Here is a 16,569-nt window from a genome sequence, read left to right as displayed (position 1 = left end):
CCATGACGCAGTTCTCTCTTGTTCGCGCCCGCGCACCGCTCCGTCTCGGCCTTGCCGGAGGCGGCACCGACGTTTCTCCCTACTCCGACGATTTCGGTGGCCTGGTGCTTAACGTCACGATCGACAAGTTTGCTTACGCCACCATTGCGCCGCGGGACGACGATCAGGTCGAACTGATCGCCGCCGATAGCAAGCGTTCGTGGGTGGGACCCTGCACGCCGGTGCTCCAGCGTGTCGACGGGCTTGATCTGCATGTGGGCGTCTACAATCGCATCGTCAAGGATTTCAATCGGGGTCAACCGCTGCCGATTTCCATCACGACGCATTCAGAGGCGCCCCCCGGCTCCGGCCTCGGTTCCTCGTCGACCATGGTCGTTGCACTGGTGCATGCCTTCTGCGAGCTCTTGTCGCTGCCGCTGGGCGAGTACGAAATCGCCCATCTTGCATACGAGATCGAGCGGGTGGACCTCGACATGGCAGGTGGCAAGCAGGACCAGTACGCGGCGGCGTTCGGCGGCCTGAATTTCATGGAGTTCTATGGCGACCGGGTCATCGTCAATCCGCTTCGCATCAAGGCCAATATCAAGGCCGAACTGGAATCTTCGCTGGTGTTGTTCTACACCGGCGTCTCCCGTGAGTCGGCAAAGATCATCGCCCAGCAGACCGCCCACGTGAAGAGCGGCGAGCAAAAGTCGCTGAATGCGCTTCATGCGGTGAAGGAAGAAGCGATCCGCATGAAAGAAGCCATTCTCAAGGGAGATTTCGACGGATTCGCCGATTCGATGCGCACCGGCTGGGAATCGAAGAAAAAGATGGCCGACAGCATTACCAACGCTTCGATCGACGAAGTCTATGACGCAGCGATCGCGGCCGGTGCGCTGGCCGGCAAGGTATCCGGCGCCGGCGGCGGCGGCTTCATGATGTTCTTTGTCGATCCGGCTCGCCGGCCAGACGTGATGCGGACCCTGGCAGGTTTCAACGGCCAGGTGTTTACCTGTAATTTCACCGAGAGCGGTGCTCAATCCTGGAGGAAGGCGTGAGGGGATTCATTGAACAGGAAATCGACAAGGCGATCGATATTTTTTCGAAAATCAGGGCTGACGAGGTACTGATTTCGCGCGCCGAGCAATGCGCTGTCCGGATTTGCAAAGCGCTCAGGCGCGGCAACAAGGTACTGCTGGCTGGCAACGGCGGCAGTGCCGCGGATGCCCAGCATATTGCCGGGGAGTTCGTCAGCCGTTTCAACTACGACCGGCCCGGATTGTGCGCGTTTGCCTTGACCGTGGACTCGTCGGTGATGACGGCGATCGGCAACGATTACGGCTACGAAAAGCTCTTTGCCCGCCAGGTGCAAGCCGTTGGCGCCAAGGGCGATGTGTTCTGGGCCTATTCGACATCGGGCAAGTCGCCCAATGTCCTGCTTGCCATGGAAGAGGCGCGCAAGGCCGGACTGCTGGTGATCGGATTCACCGGCGAGCGGGGCTGGGCAAAGCCCGAGCTCTGCGATATCTCCATTGAGGTTCCCTCCGCCGTGACCCCCAAGATCCAGGAAGGGCATCTGTTGCTTGGCCACATCATCTGCGGCCTGGTTGAAGCCGAAATGTTTCCCCGCAAATGAAGCCCGCATTGATCCTCGCGGGTGGACTCGGCACCCGTTTGCGCCCCGTGGTGGGTGACCTGCCCAAGCCGATGGCCGATGTCGCCGGAAAACCCTTCCTGTGGTGGCTGCTCAAGCAACTCGAGAATCAGGGCTTGCGCGATGCCTATTTGTCGGTGGGTTACCGGCACGAACAAGTGCGCGCGGGCATGGGCGATGTCTTTGGCGATATGCGCCTGCATTACGTCATCGAAGAAGAGCCCCTCGGCACCGGCGGCGCGATTTTGAAGGCCGTTGCGGAAATGCCGGGCGACGATGTCCTGGTGTTCAACGGCGATACGCTGGCGGTCGTCGACCTCGCGGCCTTTATCGCGGATGCGGAAGCCACGGGCGCGGACGTCGCGCTGGCGGCAGCGAGCGTGCCGGATGCCACGCGCTACGGGACCGTGGAGATCGATGACGCAAGGCGCATTCGTGCCTTTATCGAGAAGGGCCGTAGCGGCCCTGGCCTGATCAACGCAGGTGTTTATCACCTGCGCAAGGCCGCGCTGACCGGCTGCGCCGGATTGCCGCAGCGTTTCTCGTTCGAGCAGGACTTCCTGGGCCGCTATATCGACCAGATTCACCTTTCCGCTTTCCCAGGGGTAAGCGACTTTATCGATATCGGCGTGCCCGATGACTACCAGGCGGCGCAGACAAAAGTGCCTGCGCTGATCGCGGGGCAGTAATGGCGGTACCGGCATTATTCCTGGACCGGGACGGCGTCATCAATGTCGATACAGGCTACGTGCATCGGCCGGAAGACTGCGTGTTCGTCAGCGGCATCTTCGACCTGGTAAAGCGGGCCAACGCGGCCGGCATGCTGGTATTCGTCGTGACCAACCAGGCAGGCATCGCGCGCGGCTATTACGACGAAGCGCAATTCCAGGCGTTCACCGACTGGATGCTGCAACGGTTCGAAGCGCAGGGTGCTCATATCGACAAGGTCTACCATTGTCCGCATCACCCGGTCTCTGGTTTGGGCGAGTACCTGCGGGCCTGCGACTGCCGCAAGCCCGCGCCTGGCATGCTGCTGGCCGCGCGGGATGCCTATGGGGTGGACATGAGCCGCTCGGCTATGGTTGGCGACACGCCCACGGATATGCAGGCCGCAGCCGCGGCCGGCATCGGGCAGCGCTGGTTCTTCCGCCATGAAGGCGGTGCGCCATCGGCGGGCGTTGCTGAAGTCAGTTGCACGGTGGTTGGCGCGCTGGACGAGATCGACCCCGCCATCGCGCTGTTCCAGAAGGCGTGATGTTTCGAAACACCTGGGTGCGCGAGTTTCGCTTGCGGCCAATTGAGGGGAAGTCGCGCTAGGCGAAAGGGTACGTGCTCGCACCGGGCGCACCTTCGCGCGATGCGCGCGTACTACTGAATGCAGATCACCTTCTCCATCGTCAGCCATGGACAATCCGCGTTGTTGCCGCCATTGCTGGAACAACTGCAGACGCTGTCGGCAACTATGCCGATGCAGGTCATCGTCACCGAGAACATACCGGACAGCCGGCCTGCGCTGCGCGATTGCCCAGGTTGCCCGATCTTGTGGAAAGTGAACAGCCAGCCCAAGGGCTTTGGCGCCAACCACAATGCGGCGTTCCGCGATTGCCGGACGCCGTTGTTCATGGTGCTGAATCCCGACGTGCGATTCCCGCCGGATACGGGGCTGGATGCGCTGGTGGCTCAGATCACCGAGCATCCCGGCGTGGCGGGGCCGCGTGTCCTGTCGCCCGATGGTCGCGTGGAGGACAGCGCCCGACGCGTGCCCGGCCTCTTGCGCCTGGTGCTGCGGCGGCTGCGTGGCGTGTCCGAACCGGACTACGGGGTCGGAGTGCCAGTGCAGCAGGTCGACTGGATAGCCGGTATGTGCATGTTGTTCGACAGTGCCAGCTTCAAGGCTGTCCGCGGCTTTGATGAACGTTACCACTTGTATTGCGAGGATATCGACGTCTGTCTGCGGCTGCACCGGCTTGGGCGCAGCGTTGCTTGGGTACAATCTGCGCGGGTGATCCACGATGCGCAGCGGCAAAGCCATCGGGATCGCCGCTACCTCAACTGGCACGTCAAAAGCCTGGCTCGCCTGATGACTTCGGCAAGCTACTGGAGCTTCCGGCTTCTTCCGGCGCGCAGGCAACCGTAGAGAACACTATGTTCGATTTCTTCTGGGTACCCCTGATGGTGGCATTGGCCAGCGCGATGGCGACGCTGACGCTGCGGCCGCTGGCCGAGCGCGGCGGGCTGCTCGACCGGCCGGGCGGCCGCAAGCGCCACGACGGCGATGTGCCGCTGGTGGGCGGCATCGCCATCACCTTCGCGGTCTGGGTGGGTGCCATCATGTTCATGCGCGAGCAAGGGCACTACGTCGCCTTGCTGGGCGGCCTGACCGTGCTGGCAGTGGTCGGCGTGGTCGATGACCTGCGCGGCATGACGCCGTTGACCAAGCTCGGGTTCCAGATATTCGCCGCCATCCTGATGACTTCGTGGGGCGGTGTGTTCCTCATGTCGCTGGGCGACCTCATGGGCAAGCGGGAGATCGAACTGGCCAACTGGGGGATTCCGCTGACTTTGTTCGCCGTGGTCGCGGTGATCAATGCCATGAACATGATGGACGGGCTCGACGGGCTGGCGGGCGGACTTGCATTCATCATATTTGCCTGGCTGGCCTATCTCTCCGGTGAGGTTGGCAGCAATTCGGCGCAGCGCCTGTGCGTAGTGCTGTGCGGCGCGCTGGTCGGCTTCCTGTTCTTCAATATGCCTAATCCCCTGCGAGGGCGGAAACGTGTCTTTCTCGGGGACGCCGGCAGCCTGATGCTGGGCTTCGGCATAGTCTGGTTTGCCGTGGAACTGTCGCAGCCCGGCTATAACGCGGGCAAGCACGTTCCACCGGTATTGATGCTGTGGGTTGCCGGGTTCCTGCTGATCGACTTGCTGGCCGTAGTGACGCGACGCATGATTTCGGGCCGCAATCCACTCTCGGCGGATCGCACGCACTTGCACCATGTGCTGATCCGCATGGACCTCTCCCCTGTGTTGGTGGTGTGGATCATCCTGGCCAGCAATGCGATGCTGGGGTTGATTGGCGTGGCCGCCTGGAAAGCAGGCGTACCGGACCACTGGTTGTTCTTCGGCTTCCTTGTGGTAGCGGTGACGCACCTGATGGTGATGCGAAACGCCGCACGATTCCTGCGGCGGGGCAGGCGGATGGTGGCGCGGCGCAGGCGGGCGGGATAGCACGAATGCTTCGCCTCATCGAAATGTGTGGCAAAACGCACTCAACCCCTGCGGAAAAGCGGCTTCGATAGACGGTCGAAGGGCACGGAGGGAGTGAAATGTTCAATGGCCTCGATACAGACCCCTGCAGCGAAGTTCTCTCCGGCGTTTCTGATATCAAATTTGCGTGATAGTTTGGGTGCAGCGAGCGCTATTCGGCACAGCGCGGGGAATAATTCGAATCCGTAGAAATTTCGTGGTTCCTGGTAGCAATAATGCCAAGGCATGCAGCAGGTACCCGGGGCCTGAGCCTACATCAACGAATTTTTTGATGGGGCGCCTGCAGTAGAGGAAAGTCTCGTGGACCCGTAGGGGCCTACTCCCAGGCGGCCTGTAGCTCAACGCTTCGGCATTCGTGCTTGTAATTTTGAACAATTCCGGCTTCGATCCGCGTCAGAAATCCACTGCCTGCAGAAATGATTTCGCAGGACTTACAGGGGGGAAACAATTGACATTATCAATTGTGGCGTAGTGGGGGCTGCCGCCAGCATGTCACGCCGGGCATATCGATTCCACCCGAGTATGTGGGCAATTGCGGAGAATATGTTTCGGCTTCATGCTGTCATCTCCGACTGTCAAGCGATGATCGAACGATTATGAGACTGTTTATGTTCCCGATGGTGTCATCGGCGGCGCGGCCGAATCTGTTCAGACCTAAGAGGGTAGGGTGGCACGCTCGAGCAAAGTGCTTTGATGGTCAGAAGATACGTTAGAATTGCAGGTTGGCCTGTGTGGGCAGGGGGCTGTCGGGAAAGGGCCTTGGCGCGCGTGGCGCAAGTGTGATGTCCCCTCCATCCGAGCGACTCTCACATACAAAGGACGGATTGGGCGGCTCCTGCATGGAGGCGCCGTCATGGAGAAGCAGGATGAGTGTGATCAAGCAGGGGGCTTCATATGGGGTCATTGGGGGTGTTCAACTGGGAGTGGACTGGCTCTGCTTCTTTTTGTTGACCTCTTTCGGCTTCGGTGCCGTGATGGGCAATATTGCCGGTCGGGTAGTGGGCGCATTGCTGGGGTTCTGGCTGAACGGGAAGAAGACCTTCTCCGCGCAAATTGGCAGCGAATTGGGATTCCGGCATTTCTTCAGATACATCGTGCTGTGGTCGGGCACTGCGATTGCAAGCACTATAGTTATTGCTTCCGTGGATCGGCTGCAGGGACTTCAGTTGGCGTGGCTGGTCAAGCCTTTTGCTGACGGAATACTGGCCATGGCCGGTTTCCTTGTATCCAGATATTGGATCTATCGCTGAATTAAGTTGTGAGTTTTTCGGAATGAGTGATAAAAATATTAATTTTGCCGACGAGGGTCTCGATATAGCGGTCGTTATTCCTTGTTTTAAGGTAAAGAAGTTCATTCTGTCGGTTATTGAACGCGTTGATGGGCTTGTGTCGGCTATCTATGTCGTGGATGATGCGTGCCCGGAGGGTTCCGGTGACTATGTCAAGGAGCACTGCAAAGACCCTCGCGTGACCGTCGTCAAGCACGAAAGGAACAAAGGCGTCGGCGGTGCCGTCATGACGGGCTATCGTGCGGCGATTGCGGATGGTGCCAGGGTAATCGTCAAGATTGACGGTGATGGGCAGATGGACCCGGCATTGCTGCCTGAATTCGTGATGCCGATTCTCGGTGGCGAGGCGGACTACACCAAGGGCAATCGATTCTACGATCTCTCCAATATCAGTCGCATGCCGGCAATGCGCCTGTTTGGCAACGCAGGATTGTCGTTCCTGGCAAAGGTATCGACCGGATACTGGAATATTTTCGATCCAACCAACGGCTATACCGCGATTCATGCCGATGTGGCAGCGAAGCTGCCATTCGACAAGATCAGTGAGCGGTATTTCTTCGAGACCGACATCCTGTTCCGGCTTGGTACATATCGTGCCGTGGTGGTCGATGTGCCGATGGATGCCGTGTACGGCGATGAAGTGAGCAACCTCAAGATATCCCGCATCCTGGGCGAGTTCCTGCGCAAGCATCTGCGGAATATTGGTAAGCGACTCTTCTACAACTATTTTCTTCGCGATGTCTCGCTGGCTTCGCTGGAGTTGGTATTCGGACTGCTTGTCTTCTGCTTCGGCTTGGTATTTGGCATTTACCATTGGCATCATTCGACGATAGCGGGAACGGCAACCCCAGTGGGTACGCTGATGATCGTTGCACTATCGTTGCTGTTTGGCTTGCAGCTTTTGCTGGCATTCGTCGGATATGACATCGCCAGTGTTCCACGGCGCCCCATCCACCGCTTGTTCACGATTCGCAGGGGCCTGCGCAAGCGCGTCGAGATAGCCACGAACGCGGACCGCGTAGTCGTCGACGAATAGCCGCTGCCGCGCGACGCGCTGCGCTGTTGCCGCGGCCTTTTTCCAGCGGGCGCCGCCAGCAGGAAAAAGGCCGCAATTCTGCCTATCCCGATTGCCTGCTGCCAAGCTGCGCTGGATCCACCAGCGTGACCAGCGGGGGCCGAGATCCATCTTTCGCACATCATTGACATGATTTCTGCCGCTCGCCTTCCGTCAGCCAGGCTATTGCTTTGGTTGGGCCCCATCCTGATCGCTGCCGGATTTGCTACTACCGCCGTGAGCAAGGAGTGGCAGGGCAACCGCATTGCGGAACTCGCGATGATCGCCGGCGTTGTCCTGGCATGTGCGGTCGTGCCCGCGATACTGAAACGCTGTTCGGCGAGTACGGCGCTGGCAGCGATTGCATTCGTACTGCTATGCACGCATGTCGGGTTTGGTCCGATGGCTGCCACGATCCTCTTTTGTGGTGCGGCCATCGGCGTCGGTTCCGTCTTTGTGCCAACCATGGGGCGTCGGCGCTGGGCTCTCAGCCTGCTGATCGGCATGGTGATATTGGGTGGCGCCACAGGCTGGGTATTGCCCTTTCCCATTCACAAGCCGTTGATCTACGTAGTCGGGCTGCTTGGGATCTGGGTGCTCCGCTATCGTGTGATCGCCCGCGCCGCGCGCGACGCGTTCGTTGGCTGGAAGGCCGCCGTGCGCGCGGCTCCCTTTGCTTCCGTGTTTGCCATTCTCGTCCTGACCGTTGCCTCGACCAGCTTGTGGCTGCCCACGGTGCAGTACGACGATCTGGTGTTGCACCTGTCTCTGACGGACCAGCTCCGCCAGCTCGGCTACTACAGGATGGACGCGGCCACGCAAGTGTGGGCCATGACGCCCTGGGTGGCCGACGTTGTTCAGGCCATGGTGGCGGTCGTCGCAGATCAGGAAGCGCGTGGTGCGGTCAATGCGGTCTGGCTGGTCTTGTCCGTATATTTCCTGTGGGACATCGGTCGTAGCCTTGGTCTTTCCAGCAGGTTGAGATGGCTCTCGGTGGCCGCCTTTGCCAGCCAGCCGCTAATCCTTCCGTTGCTCGGCAGCATGCAGGCGGAAAGCTCGCTGACGGCCACCACTGCCGCCTGCGTAGCTGCGGTGCTGCATATCAAGACGGGCACTAGCCGCAGCCGCTCGGTAGCCGCAATTGTGCTTCTGTGTGCGGCATTGATGGCGTTCAAGGCAACACAGATACTCCTGGTCGTGCCGTTGGTGATCTGGACGCTCTGGGGAAGGCAGGTCGGACGCGATCTCATCGTTGTTGCGAAACTGTTTCCCGTTGTGCTCCTGATTGCCGGGTCGAGCTATTTCTATGGCGCACTCGTCACGGGTAATCCGGTGCTTCCGGTGTTCAACGATGTGTTTCGTTCGCCGTACTTTGACCTGGTGCGATTCAATGATGGCCGGTGGCACGATGGTGTGCGTATGTCCATGCCCTGGGACCTGGCATTCCATAGCGCCCGCTTCATGGAGGCTTATGACGGCGCGGCGGGATTCCTCTTCCTCGGCCTGTTGGGTGGAACCGCGCTGGCGGCGTGCTCGCGCAAACTGTTGCCGGCGCTTCTTGTTATCGTCGTGACTTTGCTCGCGACCTACATGAATATCCAGTACCTGCGATATGTGTTTCCCACACTGACCATACTGGTGCCATTGTCCCTCGCCGGATTCCAGCGGGCGGGCATTGGCGACAAGTCCTTGGTCGCTATCGTTGGTGCCATGGTCTTGCTTAATCTTTCCTACTTTCCCAGTAGCTCCTATCACTTTCGCGAGCGCATTCTCTGGGACAAATTCTGGCTGATCACGGGCACGAGCCAGCTAGAGCAAAGCTACGCTCCCGAGAAGGCACTGGCGGATTACCTGTTGCAGCACGGTGGCGCGAATGCAAGCGTCATCCTCACGGACCGCGAGCGGCCCTTCATTGCCCCGTTCGCGGGAAGAGCATTCACGGTAGCCTGGTATGACCCTTCGATGCTGGCGGCGTCCCGCAATGCGGACGAGGACGCCAGTGGAGCGCGCTGGCGAGCGTTGATGCAGGCAACCGGAGTGAGCCATGTGGTCACCGGGCCCAACTCGAGCAGTGTCGTACTGGCGGCAATCAAGGATATGCATGCAATGCCCGTCCTGACTGTTCGAGAAGTGACCTTGTGGGCGATCCCCGGCCGCGACCTGGCTGCCCCGTCAACGCTATTCAGCATTCGTGGTGCCGCGCGTCATCAGATCTGGCCCTTCCGCGGACAATAGGAGAGCCCTCTTGAAAAAGCTCATTTTCATCGCATCGATCGCGGTATTGCTCCTTGCCGGAAGGATGTCCTGGAAGCATCGTGCCCCGGGGCCGGATCAGTTGCCGGGCACCGCGCTGCTGCAATCAGCATTAAAGGCGCCGGCGGCGCCTGGTGTCGATTTTGAGGTCGAACTGCGCACTGCCGCGGACTGCAGCGCATTGAAAACCGGTGCCGTAGCCGACGTGCGATGGCATCTGGGCTCCACGGGGGCGCAAGCGGTCGAGCTTTGGGTTCAGACGGGGGAAGGCACGGCGCAGCTCTGGGAGAGCGGTGGGTCTGACGGCGAGAAGCTGACGGGGCCGTGGACACGGGACGGGCTTGTGTTCGTGCTTGTGGAGCGTGGCACACGAAAGCTGCTTGCGGCGGAACGCATCGATCAAGATCGATGCGTTCCGCAGTGATCTATGGGCAGGAGCTAACTATAGTCCGGCAGGCGACCTGTTCCGAGCGGGAGAGGCTGACCGGGAGGTGGTTAGCTTTCTCGCAAGCCTGATTGATGGCTTTTCCACAAGATGCCAGGAAAACGCTGCGGCAATGATGGTGAGCGGTATGGAGATCGCCAGACCGACCAGGTTATCCATGTCGGGAAACCAGGACGCTACCATCTGTTGAGCAGGGAATGCCCAAAGATACACACCGTATGAGTAGTCGTTCTTCAGCTTGATACGTCGCAGCGTCTTGTCGCCGCAAAGGCAGAGAAGAACATATAGGAACGCCAGATAAAACAGAGGCGTGCCAATTGCCGAGTGCCGGAAAATCACATAGGCGATTGCCAGGGCAATGCCGACTGGCCAGCTGACGACTACGCGGTCACGGAATGCATATAGCAACATGCCCACCATGAAGAACGGCGGTGCATAGAAGGAGTATCCGGTTGGTTTGTTGACGATGCTGCGCAGCAACTCGTAGCTGGATGTATGGCTAGCCAGGTAGGCAATGCCAGCCCCGACAATCGCAAGGAGCGCAACCAGCCGTAGGCGGGATGAATAACCAGAGATCAGGCCTGCAACAATCGCTACCATGTAGCACATCAGCTCAAGCGGCAGCGTCCAGAGCGATCCATTAATTACTGCCTTGATGGCGTTATGTTCAAAAATGTGGGGAAGTGTCCATTGGATGCCCCAGAACAAGCCCGTATTCTTCACGAAGTAGATCTTCGCATCTTCGCTGAGCAGAGCGCTCACGAAGCTGCCGCTCGACAGGATCGGGTACAACACGAATGCGCTCAGGAAAACGCAAGCTAGCAGCGCGGGATAGATGCGGGCGAGCCGAAGCGGGATAAACCGCGCCAGCGACCCTTGTCGCTCATAGCTTGAAGATACCAGCATCCCACTAATCACAAAGAAGGTGTAGACGGCGAGGCTGCCCGAGTACTCCAGGCCAGTGTGCTTCAAGATTGGCTCGATGCGGCCATATGCCGGTTGCAGCCAGAACGAGTGACCAAACATTACGGCCAGGGCGGCACACAATCTGAGGAAATCGAAACTGTTTCCGCCTCTCTCGAGTATGGACGAGAGTTTTGTACCGCGGAGCAGCCAATGCCGGCTTGAGGCGGTCTTTGAGTCTTGCATGATTTAGTTACCGTTGGTTTGCGCAGATTCTATAGCAGCCAGACATGAACTATCCCGCCGCGGCACAGTTCACAAGAGCCGCACCTGGCCTCTCTCGTGTGGCGCGTCTTCGGTGAAGGTCGTCACATTCACAGAATGTGCTCACGATTTGTCTGCTCGCTGCAAGGCATCCAGCGCTTGGTTGAACGCCGGATTTGGCGATGTCGCGGCGTGCTCTATGGCGGCCGCATACTCGGATCGTGCTTCGCCTGCTCGCCCGAGGTCCTCCAGTGCTCTGCCAAGGTAATAATGGCTATAGGGATTCTCGGGGATCAACTCGACACTGCGGCGTAGGCAAAACTCCGCTCGATCCGGCGCCTTGTACGAGAGAAATATCGTTCCGCACTTAAGGAAGCGGAAGCCTGCGGCATCCTCCGCGTCTGTCGCCTTGGTTGACGAAACGATGTCGACAAGATCCGGGTATCGGATCAGATCCAGTCCACTGGCACCGAACTCAGGTGCGCCCGAGACGCTGCTCAATCCTTCAATTGCCTGAGCGAGGCTGCCGTCGGAGCGGAACAGCCACGCGCGGTTAGCCGCGATGCTCTCCAATTGGTCCGGATTGATCCAGCTTACAAGCCCGTGCTCGGCATTGATGCCTTCGATTGCGGAGACTGATGGTCCGCCGGACGGGCGTACCTCCGGATAGCGCATCACATAGAAGTGAGCGCCGGCAGGCGGATGGAAGGCCAAAAGGGCTTGCCAGTGATCGAAGGGGCTGAACGGACCGTTCAAGCCCGAGACCACGATGGAAGTCGGCCCAGATGGGAGGCGGCCGACCAGATCTTGAAGCGCGGTAACCAGGCGCTGTTGCCGGAGTTGATTGTCCACAATCCAACGTTCCTTGGCGTACACGCCGGTGAAGCAACTGGGACTGTAGATTGCCGCAGCGAGGATGGCCGCAACGAGAAACCGGATGCCTGGCGCGCCACGCCGGAAGACGGCCGCTAAAAGTACCACTGGCGCATAGAGCAGGTACGCGCCGTTCCAAGCGTAGGCCGAATGATGGTGATTTGGGAGAACAGAGTTAGGCAGCCACGCCATCGCCCCGGCCACCGTTAACGCCAACGCCGTCGCGGTCACTGCGCTCATCGCGCCAAAGGCTAGCGCGATGACCGCGACTGACATTACGATGACTGCTGCGCTTGCTAGCGAAATGCCCTCCATTGCATACTGCCACCACTGCGCGAGGATTGAGTCGGGGCGAAGCACTATCTGATAAGGCGAGCCGGCGAAGTCCGCTCCACCAGTAAAAGGCGAGCCGTTGAGCCGGTTGATTGCGAAAGCGACAAAGAACGCGCCGAGCACGATGGCCAGGGGCACGGCCGCTCGCCGGCCGTCGGATTTCACGTGGTAGAGCAGCCAGGCAAATGCAAGGACTGCGGCCGAGGCCGCGTATGTCTCCTTCACCAGAAAGCCCGTCAGGGCCATGAGGAAGACTTGCCAAGCGGGATGACCCTGCACCTTGAGGCTGGTTGCCAGGAGGAGGAGCAGGAACGAGAGCTGGGAGAACATATCCCAGGTCGAGAACTCGTATTGATAGGGATGCGAAGCCAGAAGATAGGCAAAGCTCGCGGCTGCGGCCACAAATGCCGGGGAGAATGCCATGCCCGTTGCGCGTCGCATTAGCATTGCAATGCCGACAAAGTTCGCAACCACGACAGCGAATGACCCCACCACGGCGCCTTGAATGCCAAGCCGCCCGAATACCGAGAACAGAAGCAGGGCCAGCGGCCGGGGCTGGGATAGAATCTGAGGAATACCTCCCTCACTGTGCGCGAGTGCCTGGGCGATGTAGTAGTCGGAGTGATGCGGCCAGAACGGATCGTAAAAGCCGGGGAAAATATACCGCAAGACCAGAGCGTGGACGGCCAGGAACGTGGCCGCTAGTACGATAGCCTCAAATATGGGGGAGCGGAGGGCGCTATTCTCTCGTTGCATATCGTACGTGGCGAGGTGCCTTCGACGGTGACCGGGTGGTTCTTGCCCAGCCTCTCGGCTACCACGAAAGGGGGCAGCCAAAGACGCTAGACGTGGCACTCATGCCAGCGACTGGTTTGTATCTGAGCGGGTTTACCGATCAGTCTTCTTCGTAAAGACAAAGCGAGACATCAACAGGAAAGACAGGCAGGCCAGCGGTGGCGTCAGCAATGCCTGGCTGACGATCGGACCGCCAACCACTGGAACTAGCAGATGGGCCAAGCCAAGATTCAGAAAGTAGAGTGCAAGGTATGAGAGCACGAAGCGTGGAATCCGCTCGCGTGACAGGTCTGAGAATACAAGGCCGCCCGTAGTGACAAAATTAAAGGCGATGCCGGCAATATTGCCGCCGATGAGTGCTGCCCAGGTGGGGAGTCTCAGATAGATGCATGCTGAATAGGCACAAAACCCGAACAGCATGTTCAACACGCCTACCGCCAGGAAGCGCGGGAACCGCCCAAGTTGTCCAAAATGAAATCTCGACACGTCAGCGAGCAGGCTTGAAGCCGACTGCAGCGGTATTGCCGACGTTGACCGAGAGCTTCAGTCCATCGATGCCGAGGGTTCCCAACAGCGATCCCGCTACCTTCTTGAGGCCCGGGCTCAGCGGCGCAAGGCGCGTCCAGTAGCGTAGAGCATATCGGTTGGCGAAGGGCCGGACCGCCACATCGGTATAACCCGTGGTTTCAAACAACGCCTTGATGCTACGTTGCGAGAAGAGTTGCATATGCTCGATGTCGATAATTGGCGACCGTTTCCCCATTAGCCGGTTGACGACGCTTCGGTAATCGTGGGTTACCGTGACAAATGCGCCTCCCGGGCGGAGCAGGTTCATCACGGAACGGGCGATTTCCTGAGGCTCCCTGACATGCTCCAGCGTCATGAAGCAGCAAATCAGATCAAAGGACTCGGCTGCATAGTCTTCCTCGCGGAAGATCCCTTCCTGTATCCAGGGGCGGCGATATGCTGGCGCTGCGGCGATGGCCGCGGAGGAAGGCTCGATGCCCACGGCATGCTCGCATCCGAGGGACTTGAGAGTTTCGAGGAACACGCCGGTACCAGTCCCGATCTCCAGTGCATTCTTGATTGCGCGACCTTTGATGACCGGGCTCACGATCCCCGCATAGGCCAAGGCGGCGTCAGTGGCTTCCTCGCTGCTGTCGTACTCTGCCGCGTGATACACCTCCGCCAGCGCGCTTTGCGATGGCGGGCGGTCCACATACACGAGATCGCATTTGGGGCATTGGACCATCTGATAGCAGAGATATTCCGGGGCTTTGCGCGACGCAAAGCTGAACTCATTCAGCTTGGATGTGTCGATGTGTTCCTCGAAGTACACCTTTGCTGCTTCAGGGCTATTGCCACAGACGGGGCAATGCCTCTGGTGACGGTTTTCCAGTTGCATTTACGTATTCTTGTGAGCGACAGACGAACCGTCCATGACGCGTGGGCGGTTCGGATTGGAGGGGGGCGCAATCGCAGTACGGACCAGCATCACGGCCTCGCTGTTTGCTCTGAAATCTTCCCATTTCGGATCAGCGCGGCGCGAATCAATCGCGGCCTGCCTTTGACCTCAAGCATGATCTTGCCGATATATTCGCCAACCAAGCCGATCCCGAACAGATTCAAGGAGCCGAACATCAGGATGGCGATCAGCATGGTCGTGACACCGCGTGGCGCGATGTCTGGAAACGCAAGACGGAGAATGCCGATGACGAGCGCGGCGAGGACCGAGAGCGTCAGCAGGAGGAGACCCGCTGTCGTCAGCATGGTCAGTGGAACATTGCTGAACGAGAAAATGCCCTTCTTGGCCCAGTCGATATTCTTGGCGAAGGAGTTCGTCGTGTGCCCGAACATGCGCTCGGGCCGAACATAGTCGACACCGGTCTGGCGAAAACCCACGTAGGCGCGCAGGCCGCGCATGAACAAATCCCGCTCCTCGCAGGCCAGGAGCCAATGGACGACTTTCCTGTCGATCAGGGAGAAGTCTCCGGCATCGAGCGGAATCTTTACGTAGCTGAAGGCGGCGAAGACCCGGTAGAACGCTTTGTAGAGCAGGCCCCAGTGCCAAGGCATTTCACGCTGGATGCGCCGGCCGTACACCACGTCAAAGCCGTTCTCCCACTGTGCATAGAATGCCTCGATGAGCTCCGGCGGATCCTGCAGGTCGCCGTCAAGGAGTACCACGGCGTCCTTTGACGCCAGCTCCATGCCGCTGCGGAATCCCATTTGCGAGCCGAAATTCCGGGAGTGAGAGATCCCGATGACATGGGGATCGGCTATCGATATCTCACGAATCACCTCTTCAGACTTGTCCGGGCTGCAGTCATTGACAAAAATGATCTCGTAGTCGATCTCGAGCTTTTGGAAGGTCTCGGTCAGGCGGCGATACATGACCGGGATGGCCGGCTCATCCTTGTAGCAGGCAATGATGGCGGAGACACTACGCCTGCGATTGCGCACAGCCTGCTTGGAGCGCTCGGCAAGCTCAGCCTGGCTCAGCGTTTGCACCCATCCGGCGGTAGCCAGCAAGCCATCGTGCAGTGCGACGCTGGCCTTCCAGCCAAGCTGGTGATGCGCCTTTTCCGCATTCGCGTACCAGTCGGCGAGATCCCACGACCGGCCTTCCATGGAGCCGAACTGAGGCGCCTTCTCTACCTTGAACAGATCCCGCGTCAGTGTGGCCAGTTCACGGATGGTGGTTTTTTGTCCCGAACCAATGTTGAAGCTCTCGCCATATAGCGAGGGATTCATCCTGATAGCTGCACGGATGAACGCTGCGCAGACGTCGTCGACGTGGATGAAATCCCTGGACGTCTCGGGGGCAACGAAAGGGGGAAGGTCACCGGACAGGGCCTTGCGCAGCAGATTTGGAATCAGGCGCGATCCATCCTCAAGCGGGCCGTAGACGGAGTACAGCCGCAGGTTGACGCAGGGGAACTGTTGCTGCTTTCCCATGTATCGCAAGTACTCAGCTACTGCTGCCTTCGACACCGCGTAGTGGCTGTTGGGCTCCGCGAAGGCGTCTTCCTTCGGGGCGGCGCTGTTGTTTCCATACTCGGATGAGCTTCCCGCGTGCACAAATGCGGAAATTCCCTGCTGGGCAAGCAGGCTGACCAGGGTAACGATCGAATTGAAATTCGTCTGGTAGATCAGGGTGGGATCCTGCTCGAACGAATACGCGCCATAGGCAACGCAGTCCATGACAGTCTGCGGTGCGATCAACTCAATTAGATGCTTTACCGCAGCGGGATCATTGACATCTGTGCGCAACAGATTGCTGTCTGGTATGTCCGCGAGACGCCAATAGTTGCCTCCACGGACAACTGCATAGACGTCGCGACGTTCTGCGAAAATCCTCTTGAAGAGATTCGCGCCAACGAAGCCCGCGGCACCGGTAATGACAATGGGACCGCGCAGGGCGCGAATTTCCGAACCTAGATCAAGCATTGGTATA

The 16,569-nt window shown here is 59.2% G+C and carries 15 protein-coding genes; 10 read left to right on the top strand and 5 right to left on the bottom strand.

Annotation, left to right across the window (positions count from 1 at the left end; translation table 11 throughout):
* Window positions 1-2: 2 nt before the first annotated feature.
* The 10 genes from AC1DT6_RS00660 (at window position 3) to AC1DT6_RS00615 (ending at window position 9,923) form a co-directional block, all read left to right on the top strand.
* On the top strand, window positions 3-1,040 hold the full coding sequence (locus AC1DT6_RS00660; RefSeq protein WP_441624947.1) for a GHMP family kinase ATP-binding protein: 1,038 nt from the start codon (window positions 3-5) through the stop codon (window positions 1,038-1,040).
* On the top strand, window positions 1,037-1,618 hold the full coding sequence (locus AC1DT6_RS00655; RefSeq protein WP_441624945.1) for a D-sedoheptulose-7-phosphate isomerase: 582 nt from the start codon (window positions 1,037-1,039) through the stop codon (window positions 1,616-1,618). The genes AC1DT6_RS00660 and AC1DT6_RS00655 overlap by 4 nt, the downstream gene beginning before the upstream one ends.
* Window positions 1,615-2,325 (top strand): nucleotidyltransferase family protein, encoded by a 711-nt coding sequence (locus AC1DT6_RS00650; RefSeq protein ID WP_441624943.1) that lies wholly within the window; start codon window positions 1,615-1,617, stop codon window positions 2,323-2,325. Before AC1DT6_RS00655 ends, AC1DT6_RS00650 begins: the two co-directional genes overlap by 4 nt.
* Window positions 2,325-2,891 (top strand): D-glycero-beta-D-manno-heptose 1,7-bisphosphate 7-phosphatase, encoded by a 567-nt coding sequence (gene gmhB, locus AC1DT6_RS00645; protein WP_441624941.1) that lies wholly within the window; start codon window positions 2,325-2,327, stop codon window positions 2,889-2,891. The genes AC1DT6_RS00650 and gmhB overlap by 1 nt, the downstream gene beginning before the upstream one ends.
* A 120-nt stretch (window positions 2,892-3,011) precedes the next feature.
* Window positions 3,012-3,773, top strand: coding sequence for a glycosyltransferase (locus AC1DT6_RS00640; RefSeq protein ID WP_441624939.1), 762 nt, complete (start codon window positions 3,012-3,014; stop codon window positions 3,771-3,773).
* Between the two features lie 8 nt (window positions 3,774-3,781).
* Window positions 3,782-4,864 carry an MraY family glycosyltransferase gene (locus AC1DT6_RS00635; RefSeq protein ID WP_441624937.1) on the top strand — a complete coding sequence of 361 codons (1,083 nt, stop codon included), beginning with the start codon at window positions 3,782-3,784 and terminating at the stop codon, window positions 4,862-4,864.
* 905 nt (window positions 4,865-5,769) lie between these two features.
* Window positions 5,770-6,153, top strand: coding sequence for a GtrA family protein (locus AC1DT6_RS00630; protein ID WP_441624935.1), 384 nt, complete (start codon window positions 5,770-5,772; stop codon window positions 6,151-6,153).
* A 22-nt stretch (window positions 6,154-6,175) separates the two neighbouring features.
* On the top strand, window positions 6,176-7,228 hold the full coding sequence (locus AC1DT6_RS00625; protein ID WP_441624933.1) for a glycosyltransferase family 2 protein: 1,053 nt from the start codon (window positions 6,176-6,178) through the stop codon (window positions 7,226-7,228).
* Between the two features lie 213 nt (window positions 7,229-7,441).
* Window positions 7,442-9,481 carry a hypothetical protein gene (locus AC1DT6_RS00620; RefSeq protein ID WP_441624931.1) on the top strand — a complete coding sequence of 680 codons (2,040 nt, stop codon included), beginning with the start codon at window positions 7,442-7,444 and terminating at the stop codon, window positions 9,479-9,481.
* A 10-nt stretch (window positions 9,482-9,491) separates the two neighbouring features.
* Window positions 9,492-9,923, top strand: coding sequence for a hypothetical protein (locus tag AC1DT6_RS00615; protein ID WP_441624929.1), 432 nt, complete (start codon window positions 9,492-9,494; stop codon window positions 9,921-9,923).
* Window positions 9,924-9,941: 18 nt separating this feature from the next.
* On the opposite strand, the gene AC1DT6_RS00610 is transcribed toward AC1DT6_RS00615, so the two are convergent.
* From AC1DT6_RS00610 to AC1DT6_RS00590, 5 genes are all read right to left on the bottom strand, one after another.
* Window positions 9,942-11,093 (bottom strand): acyltransferase family protein, encoded by a 1,152-nt coding sequence (locus tag AC1DT6_RS00610; RefSeq protein WP_441624927.1) that lies wholly within the window; start codon window positions 11,091-11,093, stop codon window positions 9,942-9,944.
* A 141-nt stretch (window positions 11,094-11,234) separates the two neighbouring features.
* Window positions 11,235-12,986, bottom strand: a complete 1,752-nt coding sequence (locus AC1DT6_RS00605) for a tetratricopeptide repeat protein (RefSeq protein ID WP_441624925.1) — start codon at window positions 12,984-12,986, stop codon at window positions 11,235-11,237.
* 219 nt (window positions 12,987-13,205) lie between these two features.
* Window positions 13,206-13,598, bottom strand: coding sequence for a GtrA family protein (locus AC1DT6_RS00600; RefSeq protein ID WP_441624923.1), 393 nt, complete (start codon window positions 13,596-13,598; stop codon window positions 13,206-13,208).
* Between the two features lies 1 nt (window position 13,599).
* Window positions 13,600-14,517 (bottom strand): class I SAM-dependent methyltransferase, encoded by a 918-nt coding sequence (locus tag AC1DT6_RS00595; RefSeq protein ID WP_441624921.1) that lies wholly within the window; start codon window positions 14,515-14,517, stop codon window positions 13,600-13,602.
* Between the two features lie 89 nt (window positions 14,518-14,606).
* Window positions 14,607-16,562: an NAD-dependent epimerase/dehydratase family protein gene (locus tag AC1DT6_RS00590; RefSeq protein ID WP_441624919.1), complete on the bottom strand. Its 1,956-nt coding sequence runs from the start codon at window positions 16,560-16,562 to the stop codon at window positions 14,607-14,609.
* Window positions 16,563-16,569 lie beyond the last annotated feature (7 nt).

The organism is Cupriavidus sp. 01L45 (genome assembly GCF_056399885.1).
Note: the sequence above shows the minus strand (reverse complement) of the source record. Positions and strands in the feature narration are given on the sequence as shown.